Raw genomic sequence first — 16,395 nt, 5'->3', positions numbered from 1 at the left:
CACGATCCAACATGGCTTACGATGAGAAGTTGAGCATTTCGCCAGGATGCGGTGCCACAGCAACTTTTGAGGAATAGTCATGCGTAACAAAGAACAACCCAAGCACCGACCGAGCATGGCAGAGGTGGCTGAGCTCGCCGGGGTTTCACACCAAACCGTTTCCCGCGTCATCAATGGCAGCGCCAACGTAAAAGACACCACACGGCAGCGCGTAGAGCAGGCTATTCACACGCTTGGATACCGGCGCAACGCAGCGGCACGGGCGCTAGTGACCTCCGAGTCGCGGCTCATCGGAGTCATCGCCGCCGATACGGAATTCAACGGCCCGCTCTCTACCCTCGCCTCCATCGAAAAGGCAGCTAGACAGCAGGGATACCAGACCCTTGTGGCGACCGTGAACGCCCCTTACCTTGAGGAAGTCGACGAGGTGCTTGATTCGATGCTCGGCCTTGGCGTCGATGCCTTGGCCGTCATCGCTTCGCGCGAAGATCTCCTCAATCACGTCCAAGAACTCGATCCTGATATCCCCCTGGTTATCGTCGGCCCGCAGACATCCGCCACCGCGACACAATTGCGGGTCAGTATCGACCAGGCGCAAGGCGCGGAAGATGCAATCACGCACCTCATCAAACAAGGACACACCCGGATCGCTATCCTCACTGGGCCGCCCGACTGGGTGGATGCCCAACAACGCTTCAACGGCGCCACCGCATGCTGCTACCGAAACGGCATTCAGCTGCACATTTTCAACGGCGACTGGACTGCGGAAACCGGCTTCACGCGCGGCGTAGAATTCTCTCGGATGCCAGCCGAAACGCGCGCCACCGCAGTGTTTGCAGCGAATGACGTCTCCGCATACGGGTTCATTTCTGCGCTCAAACACACCGGCATTCGCGTCCCCGAGGACGTCTGCATCGTCGGGTTCGACGACATTCCGGGAGCCGAGTATTTCGACCCAAGCCTCACAACGGTGCACCAAGACTTCTCCAAACTGGGCCACTGTGCCGTACAGGCGTTGGTCTCACAGCTCCGCAACTCCCCCACCGATCTACCCCCGCTCCGCCCCACACTGATCCTGCGCGACTCCACGGGTTTTTAATTTTCGCAAGGCAAACGGGCCATATGATGCAAATCCCACAAATGTTAGCGTTGACATTTTTGGTTCCGGCAGATACGTTCAAAATTAAAGATGTGATTCGCACTCCCGAGCCTTTTGAAAGTGAGACGAGTCACTTAAATCGGATCTAGGAGTTCTCATGGCTGCTACTGCTTCATCCCTGGCTGAAGACCGAATCTCTCGAGGATATATCTACTTCTTCGGTTCCTTCGGCGGAATTTTGTTCGGCTACGACATCGGCGTGATGACCGGCGCCCTACCGTTCCTTCAGAACGACTGGAACCTCACCGGCCAAGCCGGAATCATCGGCTGGATTACGTCCTCGCTCATGCTCGGCGCCATCCTCGGCGGCGCGCTGGCTGGCCAGCTCTCCGACAAACTCGGACGCCGCCGCATGATCCTCTACGCCGCCGCCTTGTTCATGGCATTCTCGCTCGCCTGCGCGGTCGCTCCACACGGTGGCTGGATTTTCCTCGGTTTTACGCGCATCTTCTTGGGCCTCGCGGTCGGTGCCGCATCGGCTTTGGTCCCTGCGTATATGTCCGAGATGGCACCAGCGAGCGTGCGCGGCCGACTCTCCGGCCTCAACCAGACGATGATCGTCTCCGGCATGCTGTTGTCGTATATCGCAGCGTGGTTCCTCCAGCATCTTCCCGAGCAATGGGCATGGCGCTCCATGCTGGCCCTCGCCGCACTACCCGCCATCATCCTGTTCCTCGGAGTGCTACGTCTCCCAGAGTCGCCCCGTTACCTGCACAAGAAGGGCGATATTGAGGGCGCGCGCCGCGTCTTAACCTACATCCGCGAGCCGGAAGAGATCGACGAAGAAATGGCGAGCATCCGTGAGATCCTCGAATCCGAGAGCCACGCAGAGCAGGCCTCGACGCTCGAACTCTTTACCGGAAAGTACCGCTACTTGGTCATCGCCGGCGTCGGCGTTGCGGCATTCCAGCAGTTCCAGGGCGCAAACGCCATCTTCTACTACATCCCGCTCATTGTTGGACAGGCTAGCGGCAGCGACGCAACGAATGCACTCATCTGGCCCATCGTCCAAGGCATCATCCTCGTTCTGGGTTCGCTCGTGTTCATGGCCATCGCCGAGCGCTTCAACCGTCGCACCCTGTTGATGGTAGGCGGCACGGTCATGGGCCTGTCCTTCCTGTTCCCGTCGATCATCAATGCCGTCACCGACGCCAACCCGATGCTCATCGTGGTCTTCCTGTCCATCTACGTCGCCTTCTACTCCTTCACCTGGGCACCGCTGACCTGGGTCATCGTCGGCGAGGTCTTCCCGCTGCGCGTTCGTGGTCGGGCCGCAGGCCTGGCATCGTCATTCAACTGGATCGGCTCCTTCGCCGTGGGCCTCCTGTTCCCCATCATGACCGCCAATATGCCGCAGGAACTCGTCTTCGCAATCTTCGGCGTCATCTGCCTCATCGGCGTCTGGTTCATCCGCAGCCGCGTCCCAGAGACCAAGGGTCGCGAGCTCGAGGACATTGAGCGCGACAACGTTCGCGCCTAATCCCACGGGCAATCGCCTAACATTCACTAACTACACCGCCATATCACCCGATACGGCGGTGTAGTTATTTGCGCCTCTGTCTTGCCTCTCCCGCCCCATCTTTCACCTTCACCCCACAAGTTTTCGGCTGCGGACGAGGCGAGCAACCGTTTATCGAACGCCCCTCTTGACAGCCTTCCATCGCTGCCAGTCGTTTCATTTCTAGCCTGTGTAATCGATTGCACAAAGTGGGTTATCCCGGGCCGGCGAAGGGAGACAGGGATATGGCGGGAGCAACGCTCAATCCTGTCGCGCAGCGCGCCGGTGTATCCGTATCCACTGCCTCGCGCACTCTGGCTGGGAATACGTCCATTTCTGCGACGACGCGAGCGAACGTCGTGCTGGCAGCAAAAGAGCTCGGGTACCGCCGCAACACGCAAGCGTGCGTTGCGCCGCAGCCGCACCGACGCCATCGGGCTAATCGTTGTCAACCTCGTCAACCCGTTCTTCGCCGAGATGGCTGCCGGCTTCGAGGAAGAAGCCCTGCACCACGGTTTTGCCACCATTATCAGTTCATCAGCCGAGAACGCAGACAAGATGGTGCATGCGGCGCTGGCGCTGGCGGACCGGCAGGTCGACGGCATCATCGTCGTGCCTATGGAGGAAACGGACGCAACGCTGACGTCGATCGCGACCGAGCGCCCGTTGTTGCTTTTCGACCACCAGCTGGGCGAGCTGCCCGCTGTCGTTGCCTCCCCTGCAGCAGGCATGCGCGAGCTTGGGCACACGCGCGTTGGCTACCTCGCCGGCCCGCAGGACACCTCCACCGGCCGCGAACGCCTCGCCGTGTTTACCGCGGACACCGAAGACCTGGAAAAGGTCATCTACCAGGGTGGATACCGTTACAAGGAAGGCTACGTCGGAACTATCGAGCTATTCGAATCCGGTGTCACCGCCATCATCGCGGGCGACTCCATGATGAGCTTTGGCGCACTCGAGGCATGCCACAACGCTGGCATCACAATCGGAGAAGAACTCGCACTCATCGGTTTCGACGACTTCATCTTCTGCGTTTCCAGCCCACGCCGCTCAGCGTCATCGACCAGGACGTGGCGACGCTGGGACAGCTCGCAGCTCACTCACTCATCACCGCAATCAACACCAAATCCCCTCCCGTTGGGCTGCGGCGCCCCACGCGTTTTCTCTCGATTGTCGTGGGCCTATCCGCCAACGCAGACCGAGCGCGACAACGTCAAGCTAGGTCGTGTCTCTTCATTGGGTTTAAGCCAGTCACACACGGCAGATAGGACCATGCCGCCTCGATAGTCGATGACGTGTTTTCACATCGGTTAGCAAGGCCCCTCCACTGCTTGGCACGGGAGAAGAATCGCTCGACGACGTTGCAATTTTTGTACCGATTCGCATCACGCTTGGGAGGGCTCCCATCTTTGGCGCCTTTGCATCTGCGGTTATTGACCTGGCCTTTTCTCCCAGGTGAAACAAACTTAATACCCCGTCGGCGGCAAAGGTCCCGGTGAGCGGCAGACGAATACGCTCGATCCGCAATCACGACGTCAGGGCGCACACGCGGCCGACCGACGCCTGGCAGGTAAGGAACACGCAGCTCTTCGAGGACGTAAGGCAAGACCACACCGTCGTGGCGTTGCCCACCGGTGACGATGATGACCATCGCGCGACGGTTGCCATCAACGCCGGCATGTGTTTTCCTCGCACGACCTCTGCATGTCCTGCCTACAGCGTGAACTGCAGGTTCATCACTCAGTGGCGAGGAATTCTTGTAATGTGTACGAGCCCCTTGTGTGCTGATCGGGTCGGGGTGTCTTCGTGGCGTGCTGGTGTGCACGTGACATCGTGCCATCGACACTAAGCGCCCAGTCGATGTCGCCTTCAGCGTCCTTGAGCGCCATGACGTGTTGGTAAATGGCATCATAGACTCCCGTACGCGAGTAGAGAGTGTGGCGTTTCCACACCGCCTGCCAAGGCCCGAAACGTTCTGAAAGATCCCGCCATGGGCATCCGACGCGGAACCTGTAGACAATAGCTTCCATGATGGTGCGATTAGCGGAAAATGACCTGTCGACTTTTCCGGCGGTAGAGGGGAGGAGTGGAGCGATAATTTCCCAGGTAGCCTCGGGAATCTCGCGAAAACTCTCGGGTCTGCTTATACCGAAAAGTCTTCTACATTCACCGATCACAAATTACGAGACACGCCCTAGCCTTCCCCGATCAACGGCGCGGCATAACTGCCGCGCCGTTTTCACCACAAGGTGGCGATGACGAGCAGTGCCGCCACGATAACGAGGGGGACTTCCGCAAACCCCACTTTCCGCGCCGTCCACGCGCGCCCGCGCGCGGCGGTGTGCGGAATCCACCAGGCTCGCAGTAGCGCGACGGCAAGCAGCAGCGCCATCAGTATGGCGAACCACGGCATGCCGGCTAGTGCGCCCACTAAGAGAAAGATGCCGAGCGCTGCAGCATGGAAACCGATGGACAGCCGGACAAACCCCGGGGTCTTGCGCTCGCGCACCATCGATTTGACCAGCGGTACCGTGCCGGAGAAATACAGCGCGAGAAACGCGAAGCATAGCCACGCCCGGCCGCTGATATCAGCGAGCGAGACCTCCCGCGCGGCCATCCAAAGTACGGGGACGAGCAGCGCCGAGGCGATGGTCGTCGAGATCCCGCTGGCCATCGAACGCGGCCGTCCGTGAAACGTCTCCCAGAGTGCGACCGCCATGAGCGGGCCAAAGAACAGCGCCCACACGACCAGTCGCGGCTGGGCAAGCAGCGCCCCCACCATCGCCGCGCCGGCGACGGGGCCATAGACGGCGAGCGGGCGGGCGTAAGTGCGCCGGCGGGCTGGCGTGCGGGCCTTGGCCACGAGGCACAGCGCGAAGAACGTGAAATAGCCAAAGAACCACGCCAGCAGCACCACAAGCACCGTGGCTGGCCCGCGCCACGTCGACTCATGTGCGCTAAAGAACGCGATGGCCGGCACCGTCACCGCCACCGCGGGAGCGACGAGCATCGCCCACGCCCCGTGCTGATTCGGGCACCACGGGCTGATTCCGTGCTTTCGCGACACCCCGGCAACCTCCCACTTGCTACAACTTTCGATTGATATTTAAATCGTACCAAAGAGTGGCAGGAGGCGGAATACAGAAAACGCACGCAAAAAGGCCGAGTTTTCCTCAGCCTTTGACGCGGATGGAGCTAGACGAGCCGCCGCGCGCCGTCGCCCGGCGTCGCGATGTAGAACGTGGGCTCCGCAAAGCCCTTCTCCTCCGCGGCGCTTGCGATGGCAGCGACGGTGTCGCCAACGCGAGCCTTCGCGATGAGCGCGATGACGGCGCCGCCGAAGCCTCCGCCTGTCATGCGCGCGCCGAGGGTGCCGGCGGCCTCCGCGGCGGAATCGAGCTCCGGCGTGGTGACCTCGAGGTCATCGCGCAGCGACGCATGGCTATCGGCCATGAAACGCCGGAAGGTGTCGAAGTCCCCGGCTTCGAGGGCATCGGCAGCTTGGAGCGTGCGCGCGGTCTCGTGGAGGACGTGTCCGGTGCGCTTGGCGTAGAGCGTTGCGTCCTTACCGTTCTCATGCGCCCACGCGGCGATCTGCTCCTCGGACAGGTGGCGCAGGGAGCCCAAGGCGTTCTGGACATCGTCGATGACGCCGCGACGCGAGGCATACTGGCCGTCGTTGAGCTCGTGAGGAGCGTTGGTATCCGCAATGAGCAACACCAAATCCTGATCGGCGATGTCGAAATTAACCAAGCGGTGGGTGTGGCTGTCGAAGTCGATGACAAGCGCCTTGCCCTCCGCGCCAAAGAGGCTGGCGGTCTGATCGAGCCCTCCCGTGGAGGCGCCGACGATGTCATTTTCGGCGCGCATGGCGGCATCGGCCAGCTGGTGGCGCGCAGCGTCATCCGGGCCCTGCCCGTGGTCGAGCTCGTAAGCCGCGACGGCGACGGAGCACTCGAGCGCGGCAGAACTCGACAGCCCAGAGCCCAGCGGGACGTCGGAGACAAGCGCGATGTTCAAACCGGTGAGGTTCTCCAGTGCGCCGGACTCGTGCGCGGCCCAGACGGTGCCGGCAACATAGCCCAGCCAGCCGATGTCCCCGCCGGGGCGGATGTCCTTAAGGTCGACCTCCGCACGTGCGACGGTGCCGTCGGTCTTCTGCGAGGCGGCAACAACCTTCGTGTCCTCGCGCGGGGTGACGGCCGCGGCAATCTGCAGCGGCAGGGCGAATGGGATACACACGCCACCGGCGTAATCGACGTGCTCACCGATGACGTTGACGCGGCCCGGAGCGGCCCACACGCCGGTGGGCGCGGTGCCGAATTCGGCGTTAAACAGGGCGGTGGCATCGGCAGCAAGGGCGTCCGGGGTGCGGCTTTCAATCCACTTATACGAGGTCATCGTTCCACAACTCCTTGAATTTTTCGGCGATCCGCTCCGGGGTGGTGTCGTTGATCCACACCGCCTGGGAGGACTCGGAACCGGCGAGGAACTTCATGCGGTTCGGGGAGCGCATGAGTGAGAAGAGCTGCAGGTGCATGCGCACCGCGTCCGAATCATCCGTCGGCGCCTGGTTCCAACCCGCGATGTACGGGGTCTTCTCCACACCCTCGAAGAACTGATCCACCGCGGTGTAGAGCTTCTTGAGGACGACGGCGAGGTCGTCGCGCTGGGCTTCGGAAAGCTCTGCGAAGTTGGGCACGTGGACATTGGGCATGACCATGACCTCCAAAGGCCACTTGGCCGCCGCAGGAACGAAGACGGTGAAGTGCTCCGTCGTGGCGATGACGCGCGTGCCTGCCTCCCTCTCCTTGTCGAGCATGGTCTGGAAGAGGTCCGCGTTGTGCTCAGCCTTGTATTCCTTCGAGCGCGCGACCAGGTTGGCCAGGCGCGGGGAGTAGAAGGGATAGGAATAGATCTGGCCGTGCGGGTGCTGGAGGGTCACGCCGATCTCAGCGCCGCGATTCTCGAACGGAAAGACCTGCTTGACCTCTGGGATCTGGGACAGCTCGGCGGTGCGGTGCGCCCAGACCTCGATGACGGTGCGAATGCGGCTCACCGGCAGATCCCGGAAACTCTTGGTGGGATCCGAGGTAAAACACACCACCTCGCACCGGGCCTTGGCGGGATAGCGCGGCACAAGTCCCATGCCGTCCACGTCGTTATCCGCGACGTCATCGACGTTGAGCGCGAACGACGGGAAGCGGTTTTCGAAGACCACCACGTCGTAACTGGGCGAGGGGATCTCCGTGGGCAGGTTACCGGATGTGGAGGGCGCCAGCGGGTTCTCGTTCGCCGGCGGCATGAACGTGCGGTTCATGCGGTGGGCGGCGTAGGCCACCCACTCCCCAGTGAGCGGATCGCGGCGCATCTCAGAGGCCGGGTGAACCTGGGGAAGGTCTCGCGGGTCCTCGAGCACGCGGTCTGGGTGCGGCTGCTCATCGAAATAGATGAGGTCGCGGCCATCGGCGAGCTTCGTGCGTTGAATGTCAACCATAATTACCTCTGCTCCCGAACAGCAGCTGTATCTGCGGACGTAGCCTTAACGGGGGTTTCAATGATGATCGGGCGAAGCTTCGCCCACGCAAGGAAGATTACGGATGCGGCCAGCAGCGCCAAGCCCATCCAGAGGTTGTCCGTGGCGTTTTTGAGGGCACCGGTCTCCGGATTGATGCCCGGATCCAGGAAGAAGTAGCTCAGCAGCAGGATGATGGAATAGATGCCCATGAGTGCGCCGATCACGTTGCGCAGGTCAAAGGCACCCGCCTTCTGGCGAGTGGCCCGACTGGCGGTACCGGTCGAGCGCGGTGCAGGTTGTGCAGTAGCCATTGTTATTGACTCCTAGTTCTTGTCTTCAAAGACTCAATCGGTAGATGGTTTAGGCAAAGATGACGTTGAGTACGATTGCCATGACCAGGCAGATCATGCCCAGCGGAACGGTGCGCTGGTACCACGGCAGGTTGGACTCTGTCATGTCCTCGAAGTGGCCCTTCGGAGTCACCGAGGAGACGAATCCGACCAGTTCGCTGTCCGGCTTCGGCGTGGTGAACATGGTGACGATGACGGAGACCAGGATATCGACAGCGAAGGCCACGCCGGCAGCCACGAACGCGGTGCCCTGGCCCGGCAGGTTGAACATCGTGCTGGTGGCATCGGTAAACGTAGCAACGTACCAGTAGCCAATCGCGGACGCCGTACCGGCGATGAGGCCGGACCAGCCGGCATGCGGGGTCATACGCTTCCAGAACATACCGAGAATGAAGGTGGCAAACAGCGGGGCGTTAAAGAAGCCGAAGAGCGTTTGCAGGTAGTCCATGATATTGCCGAAGTTCTGCGCGAGCAGCGCGGTGAACATGGCGATCAGCGTCGCGGCGACGGTCGCGATACGGCCGAACTTGAGGTAGTAATCATCCTCGCGGTCCTTGACCACGTAGGTCTGCCAGATGTCATAGGAAATGACGGTGTTGAACGCAGAAATGTTGGCGGCCATGCCGGCCATGAACGAGGCGAGCAGGCCAGCGATGGCGATGCCGAGCAGCCCGTTGGGCAGCAGGTCGCGCATGAGCAGCAGGATGGCGTCGTTCGGCTTCGCGGAGCCGGCAGCGATTTCGCTCACCAGAACGGAGGCGACCATGCCCGGGATGACGACGAGGAACGGGATGAACATCTTGGGGAACGCACCGATGATAGGCGTCTTGCGTGCAGCCGAAAGCGAATCCGAGGCCATTGCGCGCTGCACCTCCACGAAGTTGGTGGTCCAGTAGCCGAAGGACAGAACGAAGCCCAGGCCCAGCACAATACCGATGACAGACCAGACCGGGTTATCGAAACCGGAGAGCTCAGAGCCCGGCCAGGTGTGGAAGTGGGATCCTTCCGCGACGGCCGTCTTGAGACCTTCCCAGCCGCCCACGCGGTTGAGGCCGATGATCGTCAGCGGTGCGAGCGCAGCGACGATGACGAAGAACTGCAGCACCTCGTTGTAGATGGCCGCGGACAGGCCGCCGAGCGTGATGTAGGACAGCACGATGACACCAGCAACGACGAGCGCGACCCACATCGGCCAGCCCAGCAGGGCCTCGACAATGGTGGCGAGCAGGAACAGGTTCACGCCGGCGATGAGCAGCTGGGCCAGCGCGAAGGACAGGGCGTTGACCAAGTGGGCGCCGTTGCCGAAGCGGCGGCGCATGAACTCCGGCACGGAGCGAACCTTCGAGCCGTAGTAGAACGGCATCATGACAATGCCCAGGAAGATCATGGCCGGCACGGCGCCAATCCAGAAGTAATGCATGGTCTGGAAGCCGTACTCCGCGCCGTTGGCGGACATGCCAATGATTTCCACCGCGCCGAGGTTGGCCGAGATAAAGGCCAGGCCGGTCACCCACGCCGGCAGCGAGCGGCCGGAGAGGAAAAAGTCAATCGACGAAGACACGCGGGCCTTCGCTGCCCAGCCAATGCCGAGCACGAACAGGAAGTAGATTGCGACGATGAGGTAGTCCACCCACGTCGCGTCCAGGCGTAGGACTGATTGTGCAGTCTCCATAGCTCTTGAACCTTTCACGATAAGTACCCGCCACCGCCGCGCGAACGCACGCCGACCCCGAGCACGAGAGAATTACTTGGGAGAAACGTATGCAGTTATGTATTCAGTTATAGTCTGACGGTGCAGTCTTTCGTGGCTATTCAATGACGCTGAAGTGCACGGTGGCCTGCCATGGCCGATCCGGGCCCAGCTCCACGAGGTCGGTACCAGTGCGCAGGGCGTTGGGCGGCGCGCTCATGGGTTCCACGGCAATCGCTCGCCCGCGCCCCGGGAAATCCGGCGCGGTATAAATCTGCAGCCAGCCGAGTCCCTCCCCGGAATCCATGCGCACGCCGCGCCCGTCGGCGGCAAGTTCCACCGTGTGCGGCTCGGGTCCCACGTAGAAGAGATCATCGAGTTCTAGCTCGGCGACGCAGTGACTCAGCTCCACCGGTGCGTGCTCGCCTGTGGGCACGTTGCGCGCGTCGAGTAGGTGGTGCTCCACCGGCGGCAAGCGCAGCTCGGCCTCGTCCACCGTAGTGCCCTGCGGCGAAAGGTATGGGTGCAGACCGAAGGCAAAGGGAACGCTGTCTTCCTGCGTCGATGCCCCATAGGTGCAGTGCAGTCCCTGCTCGTCGAGGAGGTACGACGCAGTGACGCGCAACGCCCACGGCCAGCCTTGCTGCGGGGCGATGTCCGCGGCGATCTCCACGCGATCTGGGTCGTGGTTTACGATCTGCCAGGCGGCATCGAGCACGAAGCCGTGAATTGCGTTGTGGCGCTCCGGCTCCGTGATCGCTAGTTGGTGCTCGGTGCCCTTCCACGAGAAGATTCCGTCTTCGGTGCGGTTGGGCCACGGCGCCAGCACGCTATTGGCCGCAGCCGGCGGAAGCTGCGCAGTGTCGTAGCTTTCCAGCAAAGGCGCACCGTCATAGGACAGCGCAGCGATACCCCCAGAACGGAGGTCAATCTGTGCGCTATAGCGCCCCGCGATCAGCCGGACAGTGGGTGCAACTGGTGATGTCCTGGATATGGTTTCCGGCATGGCATTCCTTTCCACTTCGCGGACCGACTGCACGCCGCGTCGCCTCAATCCGGGGCGGTCTATGATGCGCGCTGTTGGCATCCGTATCGTGTCACTCGTGGGGCATCGATGGCGCGGATGCGCCACGATAGCCCTGCATATGAGGTTAATTCGAAGCCACAAATATCAACAAGATATTTCTCCTCAAACGGGGGCATTGCCACACAATCGCACACAATCAAATTCCCCTAATAGCGCAGCTCAGACAACTACACAGCACTTTCACTGGTCATAACCTGTGATATTTTGCACGGAAAAGACTGCCTCCGCCGCTCCAAGTGGGGTTGAATTTGTTGTAGTTTCCTCCGCGGACTGCCCGCTTCGTTCGCACACACACCTGGGCCCAAAGGGGGCATCGGCACGCTCAGCCCACTGCAGCAGGTGGCGCAGATCTTTTCACGCCAGTGCGAATGCATGCCTGATGGGGGCCATCACAGGAACTAACTCGTACACCTCGCTAACGGACGCAACCCGTCAGGCAGCAACGGCCGGCCAGCTCATCACGAACCTCCCCTACGTTCTCAACGTATTCGACAAAGCTACTCAGCCCACGGCTATTCTCCTCAGACCTGCGCCGCTGCGTCTCCACTCCGAAAAGGGTTTTCCCCAAGCCATCTAATTTTCGTGTTTCCAGCCACGCATCATTGAGCGGCCCCGCGCCCGGACGAATCCGCACGCGGGGCCGCAACTGTCTCAGGAGAACGAATTACAGAACCATCGCCGCAACCCACCCGGCGATGAGCAGCGGAATATTAAGGTGCAGGAACGTCGGGATGACCGAATCCCGAATGTGGTCGTGCTGGCCGTCGGCGCCCAAGCCCATCGTGGGGCCGAGCGTCGAGTCGGACGCCGGCGAGCCCGCGTCGCCCAGCGCGCCTGCGGTACCGACGATGGCAACCGTCGCAGCGGGGCTAAAGCCCAGCGTCATACACAGCGGCACGTAGATGACCGTGATAATGGGCAGCGTGGAGAAGGACGAGCCGATGCCCATCGTCACAATGAGGCCGACCAGAAGCATGGCCGCCGCGGCCAGCAGCTTATTATCGCCAAAGAGCTCGGCCGTGGTCGTCACGAGCGACTCCACCTGCCCTGTCTCCGTCATGACGGACGCGAAACCTTGGGCGGTGATCATGATGAAACCGATAAGTGCCATCATTTTCATGCCGTTGGTGAAGACATCATCCGCGTTGCGCCAGCTCACTGCACCGGAGAGCAGCAAGATGCCCAGGCCCACAAGCGCGCCGACCATGAGGCCATCCGCCTCGAAGTCCATGAGCTGCATGACGATCTGCACGCTAAACGTGGCGATGATGGCGACGACGGAAACCCACAGCTTGTAGGCGGAAATCTCTTCCTTATCCTTCTCCTCCGCAATGGGTGCGTCGAGGTACGTGCGCGGCTTGCGGTAGCTGATAAACACCGCGATGAGCAAGCCGATAAACATGCCGAGCGCCGGGATTCCCATGATCTTCATGATGTTCATACCGGTCGTATCCAGGCCTGCCTCACCGATATTGAACAGCAGAATGTCATTCAAGAAGATGGAACCGAAGCCTACCGGCACGAACATGTACGTGGTGACCAGTCCGAAGGTGAGGCAGCACGTAATAAGGCGGCGGTCGATCTGCAGCTTGCTCATCACTCCCAAAAGTGGCGGAACGATGAGCGGAATGAACGCGATGTGGACCGGGATGAGGTTCTGGCTCATAATCGCCATCGCAACCATGACGAGGATGATGGTCCACTTCGTCATTGCCACGGCCTTGGGGTTAAGCTCCCCCGCGTTGCCGTTCATCTTGTGGATGAGCGTCTGCGCCAGCTTTTCCGGCAAGCCCGCCGCCGCAACACCCATGGCGAACGCGCCGAGCAAGGCGTAACTCAGCGCGATCTTCGCGCCACCGCCCAGGCCGTCTTGGAAAGCGAGAAGGGTGGAATCGAGGCCCATGCCGGCCATGAGACCACCCGTGAGGGCGCCTAAGAAGAGGGCGATGACAACGTGCACGCGTGCCACGGAAAGCACGAGCATCACGATAACTGCGATGAGTACGGCGTTCATGCACGTAAGCGTAGTGCATAGTATGCAGACTTTTGAAATTTTTTAGATCTCGCCGACCCCGGTCGCAGGGGAATGTGTGTCACTGAAAGAAACATGCACTCCACCGGCCGTCATCTGGCACACTGAACGCAACCAATCCCAAGGAACCCCATCATGCGCGCCGTTACTTTCACCGAGTTCTCTTCCCCGCCCACCATCGAGGACGTCCCCCCTCCGCTCCTGCCTGCCGGCGGCGCCGTCGTCCGCGTCGCGGCCACCGGCGTGTGTCGTAGCGACTGGCACGCGTGGTCCGGCCACGATGACTCCGTGTCGCTCCCCCACATCCCCGGCCACGAGTTCGCCGGTGTCATCGAAGAAATCGACCCCGCCGTCCCCGGTTTTAAGAAGGGCGACCGCGTCACGGCGCCTTTCATCTTTGCCTGCGGCGACTGCGCGCACTGCCGCGCTGGCCACACGCAGGTCTGCCCTAACCAGCAACAACCGGGTTTCGATCTTAAGGGATCCTGGGCCGAGTACATTGCCGTCACCAACGCCGCGACGAATCTCGTGCACCTACCGGATGAGCTCGACTTCGATATTGCCGCGGGACTAGGCTGCCGCTTCGGTACTGCCTATCACGCCGTCACGGTGCAAGGCCGCGTCCAGCCCGGCGAGACCGTCGCTGTCATCGGCTGCGGCGGCGTGGGGCTGTCCTGCGTCATGATCGCCCGCGCCGCCGGCGCCCGCGTCATCGCTGTCGACCGCGCTCAATCCGCCCTCGATGCCGCGGAAAAGCTCGGCGCCACTCCCCTGTACTCGGACGAGACCACCGTCGCGCGCATCCACGAGCTCGGCGGCGCGCATGTATCCATCGATGCCCTGGGAGCTCGCATCACCGCCACGATGGCCATCGAGTCCCTGCGGCCCAAGGGCCGCCACGTCCAGGTCGGCCTCCTGCTCGGCGAGGACGCCAATCCCCCGCTGCCTTACGGCCGCGCCATCGCCCTCGAGCTTGAGCTGCTTGGCTCCCACGGCCTGGCCACGTCCGAGTACGCTGCCTTGCTTTCCGATGTCGCCTCCGGCCACCTCGACCTCGCCGGCACCGTCGGCACCCGCATCGGCTTCGATGATCTGCCCGCCGCGCTCCCCGCGATGAACGAGCCGCCGCGCGCAGGCAGCTTCGGCATAACCGTTGCGGTGCTTTAGTCCAGACGCGATAACAGCGAAGAAGTCGGAACTTACGCGTTTAGGATCGTGCTTGCGCATGCGCGACGACGATTGAATCAATCAGCCTCGCCGCCGCCTTGGCCGTGCGTCCATCGATGTCGAAACGGGGATTGAGCTCAGCGACGTCGACGAGAGCAAGCTTGCCCGTCGCGGCGAGTGCGCGGACGATGGCATGGATATGCAGCAGCGGGACGCCAAGCCCCGCTGGCGCGGAGACGCCTGGGGCGACGGCGGCAGGCAGCACGTCGAGGTCAATGGACAGGTGAATCGACTCGGCGTCGGCGACGAGTTCCACGGCGCGCGCAGCCGCGTCCTGGGCGCTGAGAGCGGCAAGTTCCTCGTCGAGCACGACGTTGACGCCCAGATCGCGGGCGGTATCGAAGAGAACTTTCGTATTATTCGGCCGCGAGATCCCCAGTACCGAGTAGTCGAAGTCATCGCCATAGACGTCCACTAACTGCCGAAACGGTGTGCCGGACGTGGGTTGGTCCGCGATGCGCAAGTCGAAGTGTGCGTCGAGATTGATAATCGCGGACGGACGCACGCGGGCTAATCCCCTGCCCGTCGCGAACGAGGTTTCGTGCCCGCCACCGAGCACGATGGGCAGGTGCCCGGCGCGCACGAGCTCCTCGACCTTGTCGGAGACTTCCGCCTGCGCGGACTCAAGGTCTTTGCCCTCGGTGACGACGGTGCCGGCGTCGTGGCGTGGGAACTCGTCGTGCACGGCGAGCGATCCCAGTGCCGCCCGCAGCGCCTCGGGTCCGTCGGCGGCACCCACGCGCCCACCGTTGCGGCGCACGCCCTCATCCGTGGCAAAGCCGAGCAGCGCCGCCCCAGGGGCGGTCGATGTATTGATGACCGAGTGCCAGCGCGCGTGTTCCGGTCCGGGTCCGTCGTTGCGGCCGGTCCATGCGGGAGCGGGAGTAAACAAGGTGCCTCCTTGGTTGACATCGTGCCCAGCTTAAAGTGCGCGTGCGCTGCGCGCACCGCCAGCGAAATCTAATCGTCTGAAATTTCAGACTCCACCGCTAGACTTGCCTTCCATGTCGTCTTCCCGCGTTCCCGCCGCCCGCCACACACTCGACATCCTGCAGCTGCTGTCCACCATCGACGTGCCCATTTCCGCGAGCCGCATTCGTCGTGAACTCGACTTACCCCGTTCGAGCACGTATCACCTACTCAATGAGATGGTCGCCGCCGGCTTTGTCGTGCACATTCCGGAAAATCAGACCTACGGATTGGGCATGGCGGCGTACGCAATGGCCTCGGCATATACGACACAGCAGCCGCTCGTGCGCGCAGCAACGAAGCCGCTCGAGAAGATCGCCGCGCTCGTGCACGGCTCGGGACACCTCTCCCGCATGGCTGGCTCCGAGATTGTCTATCTCCAGGAAGTTCGCTCCCCTGGTGCGGTCTCGCTCGTCACCGAAAAGGGCGTGCGCCTTCAAGCTCACCGCACCGCATCCGGCCGCGCAATGCTCGCCCAGCTTCCCGATGCCGAGGCGCGCGCCGCGTACTCCACCTCCAGCGACGCCGGAGCCTTCCGGCAGTTCCACGACATACTCGCCCAGACTCGCGAGCGCGGTTGGGCCGAGGAGGTCGAGGAGGTCTCCCGCGGCCAGGAATCCGTGGCCGTGGCCATCCTCGATCACGTCAACCGGCCTGCGGGCGCGCTCGCCGTCACCTTCCAGCGCGGGCGGATTGATGCCGCCACGCGCGCCGTGGCGATCGAGCAGTTGCGCTCGGCCGCCGCAGCGATTGCAGCGAAGGTTTACCGCTCCGGTTAATCCGTAGCGCGCGCTCCAGCCGTTGTGTAACATTACTGCCAACGCGTCTGGCTGTCGCGCGAGAAATCCATTCATTCCCCGCCGGG

At 62.2% G+C, this 16,395-nt stretch carries 15 protein-coding genes and 1 pseudogene; 6 read left to right on the top strand and 10 right to left on the bottom strand.

What is annotated here, in order from left to right; translation table 11 throughout:
• The first annotated feature begins 79 nt into the window (after nt 1-79).
• From HMPREF0307_RS08900 to HMPREF0307_RS08890, 4 genes and pseudogenes are all read left to right on the top strand, one after another.
• A complete protein-coding gene (locus HMPREF0307_RS08900; protein ID WP_082723295.1) occupies nt 80-1,099 on the top strand; it encodes a LacI family DNA-binding transcriptional regulator in 1,020 nt (339 codons plus the stop codon).
• 157 nt (nt 1,100-1,256) lie between these two features.
• Complete coding sequence (locus HMPREF0307_RS08895) at nt 1,257-2,639, top strand: sugar porter family MFS transporter (RefSeq protein ID WP_066491805.1); 1,383 nt, start codon at nt 1,257-1,259, stop codon at nt 2,637-2,639.
• Nucleotides 2,640-2,902: 263 nt separating this feature from the next.
• Nucleotides 2,903-3,040: pseudogene (locus HMPREF0307_RS13330) on the top strand (LacI family DNA-binding transcriptional regulator); the annotation flags it as partial.
• Nucleotides 3,041-3,065: 25 nt separating this feature from the next.
• Nucleotides 3,066-3,944: a substrate-binding domain-containing protein gene (locus HMPREF0307_RS08890; protein ID WP_070594058.1), complete on the top strand. Its 879-nt coding sequence runs from the start codon at nt 3,066-3,068 to the stop codon at nt 3,942-3,944.
• Here the strand turns inward: HMPREF0307_RS08890 and HMPREF0307_RS13570 are convergent.
• The 9 genes from HMPREF0307_RS13570 to HMPREF0307_RS08855 form a co-directional block, all read right to left on the bottom strand.
• A complete protein-coding gene (locus HMPREF0307_RS13570) occupies nt 3,871-4,497 on the bottom strand; it encodes a transposase (protein WP_353935767.1) in 627 nt (208 codons plus the stop codon). The genes HMPREF0307_RS08890 and HMPREF0307_RS13570 overlap by 74 nt on opposite strands.
• Nucleotides 4,394-4,834 carry a transposase gene (locus HMPREF0307_RS13565; protein ID WP_082723293.1) on the bottom strand — a complete coding sequence of 147 codons (441 nt, stop codon included), beginning with the start codon at nt 4,832-4,834 and terminating at the stop codon, nt 4,394-4,396. The genes HMPREF0307_RS13570 and HMPREF0307_RS13565 overlap by 104 nt, the downstream gene beginning before the upstream one ends.
• A 62-nt stretch (nt 4,835-4,896) precedes the next feature.
• Nucleotides 4,897-5,724, bottom strand: coding sequence for a YwiC-like family protein (locus HMPREF0307_RS08885; RefSeq protein ID WP_066491800.1), 828 nt, complete (start codon nt 5,722-5,724; stop codon nt 4,897-4,899).
• A gap of 128 nt (nt 5,725-5,852) precedes the next feature.
• Complete coding sequence (gene galK, locus HMPREF0307_RS08880; protein WP_066491794.1) at nt 5,853-7,058, bottom strand: galactokinase; 1,206 nt, start codon at nt 7,056-7,058, stop codon at nt 5,853-5,855.
• On the bottom strand, nt 7,045-8,154 hold the full coding sequence (gene galT, locus HMPREF0307_RS08875) for a galactose-1-phosphate uridylyltransferase (protein ID WP_066491780.1): 1,110 nt from the start codon (nt 8,152-8,154) through the stop codon (nt 7,045-7,047). Before galT ends, galK begins: the two co-directional genes overlap by 14 nt.
• 2 nt (nt 8,155-8,156) lie before the next feature.
• Nucleotides 8,157-8,486, bottom strand: coding sequence for a hypothetical protein (locus HMPREF0307_RS08870; RefSeq protein ID WP_066491778.1), 330 nt, complete (start codon nt 8,484-8,486; stop codon nt 8,157-8,159).
• 49 nt (nt 8,487-8,535) lie between these two features.
• Nucleotides 8,536-10,197, bottom strand: a complete 1,662-nt coding sequence (locus HMPREF0307_RS08865; protein WP_066491768.1) for a sodium:solute symporter family protein — start codon at nt 10,195-10,197, stop codon at nt 8,536-8,538.
• Nucleotides 10,198-10,333: 136 nt separating this feature from the next.
• On the bottom strand, nt 10,334-11,221 hold the full coding sequence (locus tag HMPREF0307_RS08860; protein ID WP_066491761.1) for an aldose epimerase family protein: 888 nt from the start codon (nt 11,219-11,221) through the stop codon (nt 10,334-10,336).
• A gap of 745 nt (nt 11,222-11,966) precedes the next feature.
• Nucleotides 11,967-13,316 (bottom strand): Na+/H+ antiporter family protein, encoded by a 1,350-nt coding sequence (locus tag HMPREF0307_RS08855; RefSeq protein WP_066491754.1) that lies wholly within the window; start codon nt 13,314-13,316, stop codon nt 11,967-11,969.
• Nucleotides 13,317-13,469: 153 nt separating this feature from the next.
• On the opposite strand from HMPREF0307_RS08855, the gene HMPREF0307_RS08850 reads away from it, so the two are divergent.
• Nucleotides 13,470-14,501: a zinc-dependent alcohol dehydrogenase family protein gene (locus tag HMPREF0307_RS08850; RefSeq protein WP_066491743.1), complete on the top strand. Its 1,032-nt coding sequence runs from the start codon at nt 13,470-13,472 to the stop codon at nt 14,499-14,501.
• A 40-nt stretch (nt 14,502-14,541) separates the two neighbouring features.
• Here HMPREF0307_RS08850 and hutG read toward each other — a convergent pair whose 3' ends face one another.
• On the bottom strand, nt 14,542-15,453 hold the full coding sequence (gene hutG / locus HMPREF0307_RS08845) for a formimidoylglutamase (protein ID WP_066491733.1): 912 nt from the start codon (nt 15,451-15,453) through the stop codon (nt 14,542-14,544).
• 112 nt (nt 15,454-15,565) lie between these two features.
• Between hutG and HMPREF0307_RS08840 the strand changes: the two genes are divergently transcribed.
• Complete coding sequence (locus HMPREF0307_RS08840) at nt 15,566-16,309, top strand: IclR family transcriptional regulator (protein ID WP_066491728.1); 744 nt, start codon at nt 15,566-15,568, stop codon at nt 16,307-16,309.
• Nucleotides 16,310-16,395: the final 86 nt, after the last annotated feature.

The organism is Corynebacterium sp. DNF00584 (genome assembly GCF_001552965.1).
Lineage (GTDB): Bacteria > Actinomycetota > Actinomycetes > Mycobacteriales > Mycobacteriaceae > Corynebacterium > Corynebacterium phoceense.
Note: the sequence above shows the minus strand (reverse complement) of the source record. Positions and strands in the feature narration are given on the sequence as shown.

Bases quoted from the DNA above. Each gene is read 5' to 3' on its own strand.
- HMPREF0307_RS08870 (WP_066491778.1), bottom strand. From the start codon at position 8,486: ATGGCTACTGCACAACCTGCACCGCGCTCGACCGGTACCGCCAGTCGG.
- HMPREF0307_RS08840 (WP_066491728.1), top strand. From the start codon at position 15,566: ATGTCGTCTTCCCGCGTTCCCGCCGCCCGCCACACACTCGACATCCTG.
- HMPREF0307_RS08895 (WP_066491805.1), top strand. From the start codon at position 1,257: ATGGCTGCTACTGCTTCATCCCTGGCTGAAGACCGAATCTCTCGAGGA.
- HMPREF0307_RS08855 (WP_066491754.1), bottom strand. From the start codon at position 13,316: ATGAACGCCGTACTCATCGCAGTTATCGTGATGCTCGTGCTTTCCGTG.
- HMPREF0307_RS13570 (WP_353935767.1), bottom strand. From the start codon at position 4,497: ATGGCACGATGTCACGTGCACACCAGCACGCCACGAAGACACCCCGAC.
- HMPREF0307_RS08900 (WP_082723295.1), top strand. From the start codon at position 80: ATGCGTAACAAAGAACAACCCAAGCACCGACCGAGCATGGCAGAGGTG.
- HMPREF0307_RS08865 (WP_066491768.1), bottom strand. From the start codon at position 10,197: ATGGAGACTGCACAATCAGTCCTACGCCTGGACGCGACGTGGGTGGAC.
- galT (WP_066491780.1), bottom strand. From the start codon at position 8,154: ATGGTTGACATTCAACGCACGAAGCTCGCCGATGGCCGCGACCTCATC.
- HMPREF0307_RS08850 (WP_066491743.1), top strand. From the start codon at position 13,470: ATGCGCGCCGTTACTTTCACCGAGTTCTCTTCCCCGCCCACCATCGAG.
- galK (WP_066491794.1), bottom strand. From the start codon at position 7,058: ATGACCTCGTATAAGTGGATTGAAAGCCGCACCCCGGACGCCCTTGCT.
- HMPREF0307_RS08860 (WP_066491761.1), bottom strand. From the start codon at position 11,221: ATGCCGGAAACCATATCCAGGACATCACCAGTTGCACCCACTGTCCGG.